The organism is Streptomyces sp. NPDC037288 (genome assembly GCF_055603265.1).
Genome location: NZ_JBVJVY010000017.1, coordinates 92,158 through 107,647 on the forward strand (window position 1 = coordinate 92,158; position 15,490 = coordinate 107,647).

14 protein-coding genes are annotated in these 15,490 nt (G+C 71.9%); 2 read left to right on the plus strand and 12 right to left on the minus strand.

The window, feature by feature from the left end:
• Positions 1–130: 130 nt before the first annotated feature.
• Positions 131–1,837: a flavin monoamine oxidase family protein gene (locus tag ACZ7GZ_RS20615; RefSeq protein ID WP_471026071.1), complete on the minus strand. Its 1,707-nt coding sequence runs from the start codon at positions 1,835–1,837 to the stop codon at positions 131–133.
• Between the two features lie 49 nt (positions 1,838–1,886).
• Positions 1,887–2,675, minus strand: coding sequence for a carbon-nitrogen hydrolase family protein (locus tag ACZ7GZ_RS20620; protein WP_471026072.1), 789 nt, complete (start codon positions 2,673–2,675; stop codon positions 1,887–1,889).
• Positions 2,676–3,001: 326 nt separating this feature from the next.
• Here ACZ7GZ_RS20620 and ACZ7GZ_RS20625 point away from each other — a divergent pair, with 326 nt between their 5' ends.
• Positions 3,002–3,553 carry a Repetin gene (locus ACZ7GZ_RS20625; RefSeq protein WP_471026073.1) on the plus strand — a complete coding sequence of 184 codons (552 nt, stop codon included), beginning with the start codon at positions 3,002–3,004 and terminating at the stop codon, positions 3,551–3,553.
• A gap of 31 nt (positions 3,554–3,584) precedes the next feature.
• Here the strand turns inward: ACZ7GZ_RS20625 and ACZ7GZ_RS20630 are convergent, their stop codons facing one another.
• The 8 genes from ACZ7GZ_RS20630 to ACZ7GZ_RS20665 form a co-directional block, all read right to left on the minus strand.
• The gene (locus ACZ7GZ_RS20630; protein ID WP_471026075.1) at positions 3,585–3,965 is read right to left on the minus strand and encodes a DUF742 domain-containing protein; all 381 of its coding nucleotides are present in this window, start codon (positions 3,963–3,965) and stop codon (positions 3,585–3,587) included.
• An 8-nt stretch (positions 3,966–3,973) separates the two neighbouring features.
• Positions 3,974–4,411 (minus strand): roadblock/LC7 domain-containing protein, encoded by a 438-nt coding sequence (locus ACZ7GZ_RS20635; RefSeq protein WP_471026076.1) that lies wholly within the window; start codon positions 4,409–4,411, stop codon positions 3,974–3,976.
• The gene (locus ACZ7GZ_RS20640; protein WP_471026077.1) at positions 4,401–6,827 is read right to left on the minus strand and encodes a sensor histidine kinase; all 2,427 of its coding nucleotides are present in this window, start codon (positions 6,825–6,827) and stop codon (positions 4,401–4,403) included. The genes ACZ7GZ_RS20635 and ACZ7GZ_RS20640 overlap by 11 nt, the downstream gene beginning before the upstream one ends.
• Positions 6,828–6,922: 95 nt before the next feature.
• Positions 6,923–8,380 carry an HAD-IA family hydrolase gene (locus ACZ7GZ_RS20645; protein ID WP_471026078.1) on the minus strand — a complete coding sequence of 486 codons (1,458 nt, stop codon included), beginning with the start codon at positions 8,378–8,380 and terminating at the stop codon, positions 6,923–6,925.
• A gap of 13 nt (positions 8,381–8,393) precedes the next feature.
• Positions 8,394–9,464, minus strand: coding sequence for an ABC transporter ATP-binding protein (locus tag ACZ7GZ_RS20650; protein WP_471026080.1), 1,071 nt, complete (start codon positions 9,462–9,464; stop codon positions 8,394–8,396).
• Positions 9,465–9,469: 5 nt separating this feature from the next.
• Entirely contained in the window at positions 9,470–10,288 is an 819-nt protein-coding gene (locus ACZ7GZ_RS20655) for an ABC transporter permease (RefSeq protein WP_471026082.1), read from the minus strand.
• Positions 10,273–11,172, minus strand: coding sequence for an ABC transporter permease (locus tag ACZ7GZ_RS20660; RefSeq protein ID WP_471026083.1), 900 nt, complete (start codon positions 11,170–11,172; stop codon positions 10,273–10,275). Before ACZ7GZ_RS20660 ends, ACZ7GZ_RS20655 begins: the two co-directional genes overlap by 16 nt.
• Entirely contained in the window at positions 11,169–12,329 is a 1,161-nt protein-coding gene (locus tag ACZ7GZ_RS20665; RefSeq protein WP_471026085.1) for an ABC transporter substrate-binding protein, read from the minus strand. Before ACZ7GZ_RS20665 ends, ACZ7GZ_RS20660 begins: the two co-directional genes overlap by 4 nt.
• A 205-nt stretch (positions 12,330–12,534) precedes the next feature.
• Between ACZ7GZ_RS20665 and ACZ7GZ_RS20670 the strand changes: the two genes are divergently transcribed.
• Positions 12,535–13,275 (plus strand): GntR family transcriptional regulator, encoded by a 741-nt coding sequence (locus ACZ7GZ_RS20670; RefSeq protein ID WP_471026086.1) that lies wholly within the window; start codon positions 12,535–12,537, stop codon positions 13,273–13,275.
• Between the two features lie 112 nt (positions 13,276–13,387).
• Here the strand turns inward: ACZ7GZ_RS20670 and ACZ7GZ_RS20675 are convergent, their stop codons facing one another.
• Together ACZ7GZ_RS20675 and ACZ7GZ_RS20680 are read right to left on the minus strand one after the other, a co-directional pair.
• The gene (locus ACZ7GZ_RS20675) at positions 13,388–13,840 is read right to left on the minus strand and encodes an Lrp/AsnC family transcriptional regulator (RefSeq protein WP_471026089.1); all 453 of its coding nucleotides are present in this window, start codon (positions 13,838–13,840) and stop codon (positions 13,388–13,390) included.
• Between the two features lie 27 nt (positions 13,841–13,867).
• The gene (locus tag ACZ7GZ_RS20680; RefSeq protein ID WP_471026090.1) at positions 13,868–15,355 is read right to left on the minus strand and encodes an amino acid permease; all 1,488 of its coding nucleotides are present in this window, start codon (positions 15,353–15,355) and stop codon (positions 13,868–13,870) included.
• Positions 15,356–15,490: the final 135 nt, after the last annotated feature.

The window sequence follows — 15,490 nt, forward strand, 5'->3', positions numbered from 1 at the left end:
TTATATGATAGACTCGCCGCGAGACCGGCGTGGGGTGGTAGGGCGCTGGTGTGGGGGGGGGGGGGCGGGGCGCCGGGGTCCCCGCCCCCCCCCCCCCCCCCCCCGCCTTGGTCCTTGCTCGCTCTTCTGGTCAGTCCTCGGGCAGCTCCACGGGGGCGATCTCGTCGTAGACGTCACCCGGGCCGGGGTTGGCCGGGTCGGTCTGGCCGCCGAACTGGTGCATGACACCCCAGACCGCGTTCAGCGCGGTCTGGACGGCGCCCTCGGCCCAGCCGGCCGTCCAGGAGATGTCGTCGCCTGCCAGGAAGATGCCCCGCTTGTCCTCGGGCAGCCGGTCCTGCATGAAGTGCGTGAACAGGCGCCGCTGGTAGCGGTAGTGGCCGGGCAGGTTGGCCTTGAACGCGCCCATGAAGTAGGGCTCGTTCTCCCAGGAGACCGTCACCGGGTTGCCGATGATGTGCTTGCGGATGTCGACCTTCGGGTAGATCTCGCCGAGCGACTTCAGCATGACCTCCATCCGCTCGTTCGCGGACAGCGGCAGCCACTTCAGGCTGTCGTCGCACCAGGTGTAGGACAGGCAGATCACGGCGGGCTTGTCCGGGCCGTCGTCCAGCAGGTAGGTGCCGCGGGTCATGCGGTCGGTGAGCGTCATCGACATGACGTCCCGGCCGGTCTCCTCGTCCTTGTCCAGCCAGAACGGCCGGTCGACGGGCACGAAGAGCTTGCTCGACTCCATGTAGTGGGTGCGCTCGATCGCGGTCCAGTGGTCGATCGGGAACAGCGTGTCGTCGCAGGCGATCTTGGACAGCAGCATCCAGGACTGGGCGGTGAAGATGGCCGCCTTGTAGGTGCGGATGTCGCCGTTCGCGTCCGTCACGGTGATCTGGTTGCCCGCGGTGCGGTGCAGCCGGGTCACGGCCGGGCGGGGCTCGCCGTCCACGTGCAGGGACTTCAGCGAGGTGCCGTACGGCCAGTGGACGATCTTCTCCGGCTCGCGCTCCCACAGGCGCAGCGGCAGCTGCTGGGAGCCGCCGACGATGCCGCGGTGGTGGTCGTCGGCCTCGGTGTAGACGACGCGCAGGATCTCCAGGATGGAGTTCGGGAAGTCGGTGTCCCAGCCGCCGGTGCCGAAGCCGACCTGGCCGAAGATCTCGCGGTGCCGGAAGGACTTGAAGGCCTCGGAGTCGCAGAGGAAGCCGTAGAAGGTCTGGTTGTCCAGCTTCTCGACCAGCTGGGACCAGATCTCGCGGATGCGCGGGACGTCCCGCTCGCGCATGGCGCGGTTCATGTCGGAGAAGTCGGCGCCCTCTTCGAGGCACTTGTTCCAGGCGTCGGCGACGTCCCGGTAGACCTGGGGCAGGTCGTCGACGGTCTCGGCGTAGTGAGACTCGCCCTTGAGGTCCACGACGGTCGAGGGGGTGGCCTCGGCCAGCGGGTTCGGGAACGGCCTGGTCTCCAGGCCCACCACGTCGATGTAGTGCTGCAGCGCCGTGGAGGACGGCGGGAAGCGCATCGCACCCATCTCGGCGGTCAGGCCCTCCGTCCGGGTGCCGCAGCCCTCGAAGCCGACGGTGCGCAGCCGGCCGCCGATCTGGTCGGCCTCGTAGACGACGGGCTTGAGGCCCATCTTCATCAGCTCGTACGCGGCCACGATGCCGGACAGGCCGCCGCCGATGACCGCGACCTCGGTGCCGTGCTCGGTCGCGGGTATCTGACCGAGGCCCGCCGGGTGGGCGAGGAAGTCGTCGTAGGCGTAGGGGAAGTCCGGGCCGAACATGGTGATCGGCGGCTGCTGCTCGTCGGTGTGCTCGACGGCGTTGGGCACCGTGGACGTCATGGGGTACGGACTCCTTGCGCGGGGGTGAGTCGGGGGAAGGCTGGGGGGTTCAGACGAGGGTCCCGTACAGACCGGGGCGGCGGTCCTTCAGGTACGGGTTCGCCTCACGGGAGGCGGCCAGGAGGGCCGGGTCGACGTCGGCGAGCACCAGTTCCTCACCACGGCCGGCGCGGGTGCGGGCGATGCCGTCGGGCCCGGCGAGGGCGGAGAGTCCGAAGAACTCGAACTCGCCCTCGGGGCCGACCCGGTTGACGTACGCGACGTACATCTGGTTCTCCCACGCACGCACCGGCACCATGGCCTCGGCGACGAACTGGAACGGGTGCATGTTCGCCGTCGGCACGACGAGCAGGTCGGTGCCGGCCAGGGCGTGGGCGCGCGCGTTCTCCGGGAACTCGACGTCGTAGCAGATCATGATGCCGACGGTCAGGCCGCCCAGGCGGGCCTGGACGAGCGACTGCTCGCCCGGGGTGAAGTGCTCGCGCTCGGCGCACCCGAAGAGGTGGGTCTTGCGGTAGTTCGCGAGCCGGATGCCGTCGGCGGAGATCAGCTGGGCGGAGTTGTAGACGGTCTCACCGTCGCGCTCCGGGTAGCCGTAGGCGATCGCGATGCCGTACCGGGTGGCCGTCTCCGCGATCGCGTCGGCGGAGTCGCCGTCGGCGGGCTCGGCGAGGCGGGCGATGTCGTCGCCGATGGCGTACCCGGTCAGGAACATCTCCGGTGCGGCGAGCAGCGCGGCGCCCGCGGCGGCGGCACGGCCCGCGGCCTCGTCGAGGACCTTGAGGTTCTCGACGATCGAGCCGGGGCGGCCGGAGCTCTGGAGCAGGGCGGTGCGCATGCGGGGTCCTCACCGGAAAGAGGTCTCTTGTGGGTGGCCGGGAAGTTTTGGGGGCCATGAAGAAGGTACGGTCGGCGCGCTCGGCCGGACAAGAAGGAGCCGTTGCGCGCCTGTGCGCGGTTCGTTGCGTGGAGGCAGGGCCGGGCGGCGATTCGTTGCGCGCCCCCCGGGGCCGCATCCCGTCCTCCCCGAGGCGCAGGCCACGGCCGGGGTTCCCCGCCGGACGGCGGAGACGGGGCCCGCCGGCGGGGCGATGTGCGGCCGGCCCGCTGCCGGGAGAGTGGTGATCGTTCAGTTCACGCGCTTGACCTGCGGAAAGGACCGTCATGAAGCGTCGTACGAAGATCGCCGCCGTCACCCTCACCACCGCCCTGCTGATCACCGCCGGAACGGCCGGGGCGGCACTGGCCTCGGGCGGCGGGGCGCACCACCCCCAGCGGGAGGCCGCCGCCCTGACCGGTACGGCCAAGCTGTACCGCTCGGCCGGGGACGACATCACCTTCCGTTTCGACGCGCATCTGGCGCGGAAGGACAACATGAACCCGCGCAAGGCCACCGGCACCTTCGAGTTCAGCCACTATCTGCATGGTCAGGGGGCCTGGGCCAAGGCCAAGGTCGACTGCCTGGTCACCGGCGGCCCGGTCGCCGTCGTCTCCGGGGTGATCACCGCGTCCGACCTGCCGGGGGCGAAGGGCAAACGGGTCGGGGTCACGGTCCACGACCTCGGCCGGCACGACCGGCTGGGCTACAGCTGGGCGGCGGTCGGCAGCCCCCGCGACATGAAGGACCTGCCGCCGTGTGTGTCGTCGGCCCCGTTCGAGAAGGTGAAGCAGGGCACGGGTGACTTCACGGTCGTGCCCTGGCGGCCGAAGCTCTAGGTCCGGCTGCGGGACACCGACGGCACTTCGCCTAGATCTCCCGCAGCCGCCGCACGATCTCCCGCAGCAGCCCCGGGTCGGCGGCCGGGCCGCCGGCCGGGAGGCGGCGCGGCTCGTCGATGCGGATCACGCCCGCCTCGGCCAGATCGCCGAGCAGGACCCGCAGGACGGTCAGCGGCAGATCGGCGTCCGCGGCCAGCTCCACGACGGGACGCGGGCCGCGCCGGATCAGGTCGAGCAGGACGGTCCGGGCGTGGTCGACGTCCGGCCCCGGCGCGTCGGTGTCCAGCGCGGTCACCCGGGACATCAGGTCGATGGCGTGCGCGCCCGAGGGGCGGGTGCGGCCGCGGGTCACCGTGTAGGGGCGCACCATCGACCCGGTCTCGTCCTCGTACCAGTGCTCGTCGCTCACGTGCGGGATCAGCTGGGGTTGCGGGTGGCCGCGTCCAGGTGACGGCCGAGGCGCCGGACGAGCAGGGCCATCTCGTGGGCGAGCTGGCCGACATCGGTGCGGGCTTCGCTGAGCACGGCGAGCCGGCTGCCGTGTCCGGCCGGGGTGATGAAGAGGTAGGCGTCGTCGAGCATCACCATGGTCTGCCGCACCCGGCCCGCCGCGAACCGCTCCCCCGCGGACCGGGCGAGGCCGTGGAAGCCGGAGCTTACGGCGGCCAGATGCTCGATGTCCCGCCGGCGCATCCCCTCCGAGCTGCTGAGGGGGAGGCCGTCGGCGGTCAGCAGGACGGCCTGGCGGACGTGGTCGGTTCGCGCCACGAGGTCGTCCAGCAGCCACCCGAGATCCGTGCCGGGCGCTCCGCTGGGCTCGGCGGGCTGCTCTTGCCTCTGTTCGTCACCGGGCATCGTCGGTGTCCGTCCGTTCGTGGGCGTGGGTGGTCACGGGTTCGGCGTCGGCTTCGCTGGTCGCGTCGCGGGTGTGGTCGGGTGCGGGCGCGTGGTCGGCTGGGGGCGCGTGGTCGGGTGAGGGCAGGCCCCTGCGACCGCGGTCCAGGCCCCGCTGAAACGCGCCGAAGATCGCCCGCATCTCCTCGGCGTCGGTCTCCGGTGCCCTCGCCGTGTTCGCCCCGCTCGGCGGCTCGTCCCGCAACTCCGGTACGAGAGACGCCTGCCGGATCCGGGTGGGCAGAGCGGGCGCGGCCATCGGCGGCTCGGGCGCGTCCTGCGGGCCGGGGGCGGGCGAAGGGTGCCCCTGAGGCGCGGACCGAGACCGCGGCACCGACGCGAGCCGGCTGCGTGCCGGCGGCTCCTCCGCGGGTGAGCTCTGCCGCTCGGCCCGCGCGGCGGACCGCTTCCTGGACGGCAGCTCGTGCACCGCCGCCCCCTGGTCTCGCGGCTCGGGTACCACCGGCTCCACCTCCGCCAGCACCCGCTCCGGCAGCAGGACCACCGCTGTCGTCCCGCCGTACGGCGAATCGCGCAGGGTCACCTCGATGCCGTGCCGGGCGGCGAGGCGGCCGACGACGTAGAGGCCGAGCCGGTCGTGGCGGGTGGGGTCGAAGGCGTCGGGGTCGGTGAGGGTGGCGTGGGCCCGGTCGCGGGCGTCGGCGTCGAGGCCGAGCCCCCGGTCGTCGATCTCCAGCACGAACCCGCTGCCGACCCGGCCGGTGCGCAGGGTGACCTGGGTGTGCGGCGGGGAGAACACCGTGGCGTTCTCCAGGAGTTCGGCGATGAGGTGGACGACGTCGGCGACGGCGTCCGCGGTGACGCCGGTCTCGGGCATCGGCGGTACCGCCACGCGCGCGTAGTCCTCGATCTCGCTGACGGCCGAGGCGACGACGTCCGCGACCGGCACCGGCCGGCGCCAGCGCCGGCCGGGCGTGGCGCCGGAGAGGATGATCAGGCTCTCCGCGTGCCGGCGCATGCGCGTGGTCAGGTGGTCGATGCGGAACAGGTCGCGCAGCACGTCGGGGTCGTCCGTGCGCCGCTCCAGGGTGTCGACCAGCTTCAGCTGCCGGTGGACGAGGGCCTGGTTGCGGCGGGCGATGTTGAGCAGCACCGCGAACAGGCCGCGGCGCAGGGTCGCCTGCTTGACGGCGGCCTCGACGGCGGCGAGCCGCGCGGTGTTGAACGACCGGCCCACCTGGCCGATCTCGTCGTCACGCACCTCGTCGGTGGCCAGCGGCGGCGCCTCCGCCACAGCATCCACCTCCTCGCCCGCGCTCAACCGGCGCATGACATCGGGCAGTTGTTCCCGTGTCAGGACGTCGGCCGCGTCCCGCAGGGTCTCCAGCCGCCGTGAGATGCGCCGGGCGCCGCGCACCGCGAACCACAGGGAGAGCCCGACGGCGCCGAGTCCGACCACGCCGACGACTGCCGCCTTGGTCAGCTCGCGGTAGGCGAAGGCCCGGCCGCGTGCGGCGGAGTTCTCGGCGGACCGCGTGCACAGCTGCATGTACCGCTGCACAGCCCGGTCGGTGGTGGACCGCCAGGCGTCCGCGGCGACGGCCTTCCCGGCACCGGCGGCACCGGCCCGCAGCAGCGCGTCCTCGCCGCGCGCCAGCGAGCCGTACAGGTCCCCGCGCTGGAACCGCTCGAACAGCGCGCGCGAGTCTGTGGGCAGGTCCGGTACGTAGGTCCGCTGGAAGACGCGCCGGTCCTCGATGGTCGCGGTCAGGCTGTCGTACTGCCGGTCGGTCAGCGTGCCGGCCGCCCGCGCCCCGGCGACCAGCGCGTCCTCCCGCGAGACGAACTCGCGTACCCGCACCAGCTCGATGACGACCTGCGCCTCACGGGCGAGCTGTCCGGCCTGCAGGGCGGTGAGGGTGGACTGCACGTCGAAACCGGGCTCGACGAGCGCGCTGTACTCGTCGACGGCCCGGTCCCAGGTGATGTGCCGGGACAGCACCTGCGAGCGCAGGTCGTCCAGCTTCCCGGTGGCGGCGACCATGGCGTCGAGCGCCTGCCGCTGCCGTACCGTGAGCCGGCTGCGGTCGCCGCCCCGCACCGCCTGCCGCATGGCGTCGACGGCCCGGTCGGTGCGGCGCTGCTGCCCGAGCAGGTCGCCCGCGGCGGCCGTGTCGAGGCGGGCTCCCAGATAGGCGGCGGACATCCGGCGTTCGATCTGGATCTGTCCGACCGCGGTGTCCACGGGGGTGCCGAAGTCCTCGTACACCCCCTGGAGCCGGATCAGCGCGCGCGTTTCACCGGTCACGGACCACATGGCGAAGCTCCACAGCCCCATCAGCGCGACGGCCGGGGCGAGCGCGAGCGCCACGATCCGCGCACGGACGGTGGTGGGACGGCCGAGGGGCCAGCGCATGGAGTACCTGCCGCTGTTACCAGTCAGTAGAAAGTTCGGCACAACCTACGGGACGATCACCCCGGACCGCAATGGTGACCTGCGGTAACCCCAGGTCACATCCGGGTCACGGTGAAGGTGGTCAGCACCGCGGCGTGGTCGGAGGGCCAGTCGTTGTCCGCGACATCCGGCCAGGGCCGCGGGCTGCCGGTGACGAGGGTCCGCACGTCCCGCACGGTCAGGCCCCGGTGCAGGACGTAGTCGATCCGGTCCTGCGGCTCGGGCCGCCCGCTGCCGTCCTCATGCACCGGGTGGATCGGCGACCAGGTGTGGCCGGGCTCGGCGACGGGGTCCGGGTGGGCCTCGCGGTAGGAGTCGGCGAAGCCCGCGTCCTCGGCGGCCTTCGTCACCGGCCAGGCGACATCCGGCCAGTCCAGGTGCGAGGGACAGTTGAAGTCGCCGACGAGGACGACCGGGACGCCCTCGCCGGAGGAGTCGGCGATGCGGCTCAACGCGTCCCGCATCTGCGCGAGCCGCAGCTCCTCGTGGGCGATCAGCTCCGCCGCCGGCAGCCCGTCGAAGACGGACTCGTAGGGGCCGTACGGCGTGTAGTGCAGATGCACGGTCCACACGTCGACCTCGCGGCCGGGGGCGAGGGCGATCCGGACGCCCGCGGCGCCGTAGAAGCCGACGTCCGGGTCGCCGAAACGGGCGGTGATCGGGTGACGGCTGATGACGCCGAGGTTCTCGCCGGCCCGGTGGTGGTACCAGCCGAGCGCCTCGGCTAGCTCCTGGGCGGCGGTTCCGCCCGTCTCCTGCAGTCCGACCACGTCGGCGCCGCTGTCGATGACGACCTTGAGCTGCTTGGCGCGGTGATCGCCGACCTTGCGTCCGCCCAGCCACAGGTTCCAGCTCATCACGCGGAGTTCGGGGGCGACCATCCCCCGCAGTTCCCCGACCGTGACCCCGGCGAGGCTCTCCCGCACGGTCCGGCCGGGCGCCGCGCCGATCGGCGCCAGGGACGGCACGGCGAGTACGGCGCAGCCGGCGGCCTCGGCCGACGCCACACCGGTCTCGGTGTCCTCGACGGCCACGCAGCCGGCGGGGTCGACGCCGAGGGCGCCGCAGGCGGCGAGGTACGGGTCGGGGGCGGGCTTGGTGCGGGCGGTGTCGTCGGCGGTGACGGACACCGAGAAGCGCTCCGCGCCCAGGGCGTCGAGGACGACGTCGGCGACCGCGCGCGGGGACGCGGTGACCAGGGCGGCCGGGACACCGGCGGTGGCCAGCGCGTCCAGCAGGCCGAGGGCGCCGGGCCGGGGCACGATCCCGGTGCGGACGCGGGCGGCGAACTCGCGGTGCAGGCCGGCCGCGAGGTCGGCGGACCGCCCTCCGGTGGCCGCGGCGAGCCAGGCGGCGGTGTGCTCGACCGGGCGGCCGAGCACGTCCGGCTGGTCGGCCTCGGCCAGCGGGCGTCCGGCGACCTGCTCGACCGCCTCCCACCAGAGCCGCTCGGTGTCGACGAGCGTGCCGTCCATGTCGAACAGAACCGCCTGAAGGGCGGTGTGGGGGGTCATTCGGAGTGGTTCCTCACTTCTGGGTACGTTCGGCCACGAGCACCGGCCGCTGGGGCAGTGACACGCCGACGGCGGTTCCGGCGCCGAGCCCGGTCGCCTCGTGCGCGGGCAGGTCGGCCTTGGCCTCGGTGCCGTCGGCGAGCCGTACGGTCACCCGGACGACCGCGCCGAGGAAGGCGGTGGCGACGACCCGGGCACCGCCCTGCTCGTCCGGGCGCACCTGTACGGCCTCGGGCCGCACCAGCACGTCCACCGCACCGTCGGACACCTCGCCGTCGGCCGGCAGCCGCTGTCCGAGCACCTGGACCGTGCCGTCCTTCAGGTCGCCCGGGATCCGGCTCATGGTGCCGACGAACTCGGCGACGAAGGCGGTGGCGGGGCGGCCGTACAACTCGGCGGGCTCCGCGCACTGTTCGAGCCGGCCGGCGCGCATCACGGCGACCCGGTCGGCGACCGAGAGGGCCTCCTCCTGGTCGTGGGTGACGAAGAGCGTGGTGATGCCGAGTTCCTGCTGGAGCCGGCGGATCTCCTCGCGCAGGGTGAGCCGTACCTTGGCGTCCAGTGCGGACAGCGGCTCGTCGAGCAGGAGCACGCGCGGGCGCAGGGCCAGGGCGCGGGCCAGCGCGATGCGCTGCTGCTGGCCGCCGGAGAGCTGGTGCGGGTAGCGCTCGCCCTTGTCGCCGAGGCCGACCAGCTCCAGCAACTCGGTGGCGCGGGCGCGCCGTTCGGCGGTACGGACGCCGCGCATGCGCAGCCCGAAGGCGACGTTGTCGACGGCGTTCAGATGGGGGAAGAGGCTGTACGACTGGAAGACCATGCCGGCGTCACGGCGGTGGGCCGGCACGTGTGTGACGTCCTCGCCGTCCACCAGCACCGCGCCGGAGTCGGGTTGTTCGAACCCGGCGAGCATGCGCAGCGCGGTGGTCTTGCCACAGCCGGACGGGCCGAGGAGAGCCAGGAACTCCCCCGGGCGGACGGTCAGGTCGAGTCCGTCGAGGGCGACGGTGGCCCCGAACTCGCGTCGCAGACCCCGGAATTCGACGGTGGCGGCCTTGTGAAGCGTCTCGGGCAGGGTGGCGGTCATATGTGTCATCCCCGGGAGGAAGCGGTTCGGTTGCGGCCGCCGGCACCGGCGAGCGCGAGGAGCAGGGCCCAGGTGACGAGCAGGCTGAGCACGGACACGGCGACGGACATCTGGGCCTGCGAGCCGCCGACGTCGTAGATCCACACGGCGAAGGGCCGGTAGCCGAGCAGGCTGGCGACGGTGAACTCGCCGAGCACCAGGGCGAGGGTGAGGAAGGCCGCGTTCAGCAACGCCCCGCGCAGATTGGGCAGGACGGCCCGGACGAGGGCCTGCGGCCAGGAGGCGCCGCAGCTGCGGGCGGCCTCGACGAGGGTGCGTACGTCGATGGCGCGCAGTCCGGCGTCCAGGGCGCGGTAGACGAAGGGCAGGGCCATCACGACGTAGGCGAGGACGAGCACCACGGGGAAGCTGTCGTTCTGGATCACCACGAAGGTCTCGAACAGCGGGGTCCGGGACAAGTACTCCGGGCCCCACTTCAGCACGGTGGCGATCCCGGCGACGAACGCGATCGGCGGCACCACCAGCGGCAGCGAGCACACCACCTCCACCACCGGCCTGAGCCGGGGTGCGCCGAGCCGCAGGGCGACCATGGCGGGCACCATCAGCAGCAGGACGACCGCGATGGTGGCCACGGCCAGTTCCAGCGAGAGCAGCAGGCTGGAGACGAAGCCGTCGGTGGAGAGGATCCTGGTGTAGGCGTCGAAGGTGACACCCTGGCCGGGCACGTCCACCGTGAAGATCACGGAGGCGGCGAGCGGCACCAGGAAGTACAGGGCGGCCAGGCCGAGGACGACCCACCGCCACAGGGTCAGGCGTCGAGCCATCGGGCACTCCGTCGCTGAAGGGGCAGGTACACGGCCATCACCAGGCCCGCCACCAGGACCATGTCGAGGCTGAGGGCGAGGGCGACGTTCTCCTGGCCGACCAGCACGTTCCCGGACAGGGCGTCGGCGATCTGCAGGGTGACCAGCGGAACCGCGCTGCCGACCATGGCGGCGGCCGTGGCGTAGGCGGCGAAGGCGCTGCCGAAGAGCAGGACGAGGCCGCCGAGCAGCGAGGGCGCCAGCACGGGCAGGGCCACGTGCCGCCAGTACTGCGCACCGGTGGCGCCGTTGTTCAGCGCGGCCTCCCGCCACTGGGCGCGCAGCCCGTCCAGCGCCGGGGTGATGGTGAGGACCATGAGCGGGATGAGGAAGTACAGGTATACGAGGACCAGGCCCCAGAAGCTGTAGAGGTCCCAGCCGCTGTCCTTCAGGCCGAGGTGCACGGTCAGCACACCCGCGTTGCCGAGGGTGGCGACGAAGGCGAAGGCCAGCGGGACGCCGCCGAAGTTGGCGAGCACGCCGGAGGCGGTCAGCACGGCCTCGCGCAGCCAGCGGGAGCGGGAGCTGACCACGGCCTGGGCGAGCGGCAGCCCGAGCAGGGCGCCGAGCGCGGCGGAGATCGCCGACAGCTTGACGCTGCCCAGCAGGGCGGTGAGGTACGGGCCCTGCAGCGAGGCCGTCATGTTGGCGCCGGTGTAGGAGGTGGCGCCCGTGGTGGCGTCCTTGACCGTGAAGGCGCCGTTGACGATGGCGACGGCCGGCAGGCCGAAGGCCACGGCCGTGAACACCAGCAGCGGCAGCACGGCGAGCCAGCCGGGGGCGCGGCGCCGCCGCTTCGCCGAAGCGACGGGCGCCACGTCCGCGCGCGGGAGAGCGGCGGTCATCCGGAGACGGCCTTACCCCAGCCCTGGGCGATGACCGTCTTGGCCTTGCTCTGCTGGTCCTCGGTCGGGAACGACGGCGTGCCGGTGACCTTCGGGAGCTTGGCGGCGGCGGTCCCGTCGAGGGTGCCGGCCTTGTCCATGGCGGTCATCAGGGCCGGGCGGGCGTAGCCCTTGAGCCACAGGTTCTGGCCCTCGGTGCTGTACAGGTACTCCTGCCACAGACGGGCGGCGGCCGGGTGCGGGGCGTCCTTGTTGACGGCCTGGGAGTAGTACTGGGCGTACTGGCCGTCGCTGGGGATGACGACCTTCCAGTCGAGACCCTTGGACTTGAACTCGTCGGCGTATCCGGCGTTCAGGTAGTCCCAGTCGATGGAGATGGGCGTCTCGCCCTTCTCGACGGTGGCCGGGGTCGACTCGACGGGGGTGTAGTTGCCGTTCTTCTTCAGCTTGGCGAAGAAGTCCAGGCCGGGCTGGATGCTGTCGAAGGAGCCGCCGTTCGCGAGGGCCGCCGCGTAGACGCCGCCGAAGGCCGAACCCGACTTGGTGGGATTGCCGTTGAGGGCGACCTGGCCCTTGTACTGGGGCTTGAGGAGGTCCTTGAAGCCGGTGGGGCACTGCTTGACGCGCTTGGCGTCGCAGCCGATGGAGACATAGCCGCCGTAGTCGTTGTACCAGCGGGCCTGCGGGTCCTTCTGGGCCTCGGGGATGTCGGCGAAGGAAGCCACCTTGTACGGCGCGAGCAGGCCCTGCTGTGCGGCGCTCAGCGCGAACGAGCTGCCCAGGTCGAGGACGTCGGGCGCGCGGTCCTGGCCCTTCCTGGAGGTGACGGCGTTGATCTCGTCCTGGCTGGTGCCGTCCGGGCTCTCGTCATCGATCTTGATGCCGTACTTCTTCTGGAAGCCGTCGATCAGGGCGCCGTAGTTCGCCCAGTCGCGGGGCACCGCGATGATGTGCAGCGTCCCCTCCTTCTTGGCCGCCTTGACGAGGGCGTCCATGCCGCCGAAGCCGGCTGCGGAGGTGGCGGTGGCGGCGCTCTTGCCGTCCTTGGTGGTGGTCGACGCGTTGTCGGGGGCGGCGCCGCAGGCGCTCAGCGCGAGCACGGCGACGACGGCGGTGCAGCCGCCGAGCACGGCGTTTCTCGGCACGGACACGGTCACGGTCTCTCCAGGGGACGCAGGAGGAGGGCGGGAGAACTTGTCTGAACAAGTTGCGTCACAGTACGCCCGCTCACGGTGTCCTGTCCGTAAACGTGAACGAAACTTTGAGCCCTGGTTGGCTGCACAATCCAGACCGTTGCAGATCACGCTCAGGTCTCGATTAGGCTGGTCACGCTGTGCACAGCGACCTGAGCAGAGGGGAAGCATGACGGCGCGACACGAGGAGATCGCCGATGAACTGCGGCGGGCGATCGACCGCGAGCAGTACACGGTCGGCAGCCGCCTGCCCTCGGAGTCGGAACTCGCCACGCACTACGGCGTCTCACGCGGCACGGTCCGCCAGGCCGTCGCGGCCCTGACCGCCGAGGGTCTGATCGGCTCCCGTCAGGGCGCCCGGCGCGTCGTGCTCGCCAGCCGCCGCAGCCAGAGCTTCGAGGAACTGCGCAGCTTCGCCCAGTGGGCCCGCGCGATGGGCCGCGAGGCGACGGGCCGCGTGGTGGCGCAGGAGTACCGCCCGGCGACGGCCGAGGATGCCGTACGCCTCCAACTGCCCGTCGGCACAGAGGTGTTGCACGTACTCCGGGTCCGGGGCCTGGACGGCGAGCCGGTGCTGCTGGAGCGCACGGTGTACGCCGACTGGATCTCCCCGGCGGTCGAGTCGATCGAGCCGGAGTGCCCCTCGGTCACGCAGCGGCTGTACGACGACACGGGCCTGGTCTTCGCCTACGGCGAGCACGTCATCGACGCGGTCGCCTGCGGCGCGCAGGACGCCGAGCTGCTGGGCGTGCGCCGGACGAGTCCGCTGCTGCGGGTGCGGCGCGTGACGACGACCCGTGAAGGGCGGCCGGTGGAGTGGTCGGACGACCGGTACCGGTCCGATGCGGTGAGCTTCAGCGTGCGGAACTCGATAGACAACAACGCGCTGGCGCGCAAGACGGCGGAGTAGACCTCGGGGCGCATTGCCGGGTACCGACTGCGGGCCGCCTGTGGCTGCTCGCGCAACCCGGCACTGCCCGCACCCGGTAAACGACGATGCGCCCCGCGCTGGAATCCGCGGCCTACCCCGGCGCCCCGGAAGAAAAGCGGCGCAGCAACGGCGACAGCACCAGCACCGACCTGGTCCGCTCCACGAACGGCTCTCCGGCGATCCGCTCCAGCACCCTCTCGAAGTGCCGCATGTCCGACGCGAAGACCTGCGCGATCGCGTCCGCGTCACCGGTGACGGTCGACGCGGCCACGACCTCCTGATACCGCTCCAGCCCCCGCTGAATGGTGTCCGGCGAGGTGTTGCGCCGGCAGTAGATCTCGATGTACCCCTCGGTCTCCCAGCCGAGCGCCGCCGGATCCACCCGTACGGTGAATCCGGTGATCGCTCCGGTGGTCCGCAGCCGGTCCACGCGCCGCTTCACGGCGGGCGCGGACAGGCCGACCATCTGCCCGATGTCCGCGTAGGAGCGGCGGGCGTCCTCGGCGAGGGCGTGCACGATGCGTTCGTCGAGATCGTTCAGCACAGGGGGTGGTTCACTTCTTCGGTCCGGTCACTTCTCTGCCGTCACCGCGAGGGCCTCACTGGTCGCGAGACGGGAACGGCGATAGCCGTATACGAAGTAGAACACGAGCCCGACGGCCATCCAGACACCGAACACGATCCAGGTGACGGCGGACAGGCTGCCCATCATCCAGACGCAGAAGCCGAAGCCCAGCGCGGGCAGCAGCGGCGACAGCGGGACGCGGAAGGTGCGCTGCATGGCCGGCCGGGTCCGGCGCAGCACGACGACGGCCACGTTGACGAGGCCGAAGGCGAACAGCGTGCCGATGCTGGTGGCGTCCGCCAGCTGGCCCAGCGGGATCGCGGCGGCGAGGACACCGCAGAACACCGAGACGATGACGGTGTTGGCGCGGGGGGCACCGGTCTTCGGGTGCACCTTGGCGAAGATCTTGGGCACCAGGCCGTCGCGGGACATGGCGAACAGGATGCGGGTCTGGCCGTAGAGCACGGTCAGGACGACGCTCGCGATGGCGATGACGGCGCAGAAGGCCAGCAGGGTGGCCCAGAAGCTCTGACCGGTGACGTCCTTCATGATCTGGGCGAGCGCGGCCTCGGAGTCGTTGAACTGCCGCCACGGCTTGGCGCCGACGGCGACGGCCGCGACCAGCACGTACAGGGCGGTCACGATGACCAGCGACAGCATGATCGCGCGGGGCAGGTCACGCTGGGCGTCCTTCGCCTCCTCACCGGCGGTGGAGGCGGCGTCGAAGCCGATGTACGAGAAGAACAGCGTGCCGGCGGCGCCGCTGACGCCCGCCATGCCGAGCGGCATGAAGTGGGAGTAGTTGCCGGACTTGAAGCCCATGAAGCCGATCGCGCAGAACAGGACCAGCGCGGCGATCTTCACGCACACCATGACCGTGTTGGCCCGCGCGGACTCCTTGGCGCCGCCGAGCAGGAACGCCATCGCGAGGAGTACGACGATCAGGGCCGGCAGGTTGAAGATACCGCCGTCGCCGGGCGGCGCCGACAGGGCCGTCGGGATGGTCACGCCTATGGTGCCGTCCAGCAGCTCGTTGAGGTACTCGCCCCAGCCGACGGCCACCGCGGCGACCGAGACGCCGTACTCCAGCAGCAGACACCAGCCGCAGACCCAGGCGATCAGTTCGCCCAGGGTTGCGTATGCGTACGAGTACGAGGAGCCGGAGACCGGGATGGTGCCGGCCAGCTCGGCGTAGGACAGGGCCGAGAACAGCGCGGTGAGACCGGCGATCACGAAGGAGAGGGTGACGGCCGGGCCCGCCTTGGGCACGGCGTTGCCAAGGACGACGAAGATGCCGGTGCCGAGCGTGGCACCGATGCTGATCATGGTCAGCTGCCACAGCCCGAGGGAGCGCCGAAGCGATCCTCCCTCACCGTGGCCGCCCTCCGCGACCAGGCGTTCCACGGGCTTGCGCCGCATGAGGCGCGCGGCGACACCCGGGGACGCGGGGGCGGTCGCTGTGCGGTCGTGCGGGGGTGCGCCTTGGTCGAGCACGCGCTGGCTCCTTAAATCCTGCGGTCATTGCGGGCGGGGACCGGTGGCAGCCCTGCGAGGGCGGAAACCCACCGAGCGGGGTCCCCGCCACACCACGTACAGACGAGCACCCTATGAGGCGGGCCTTCACGGGCG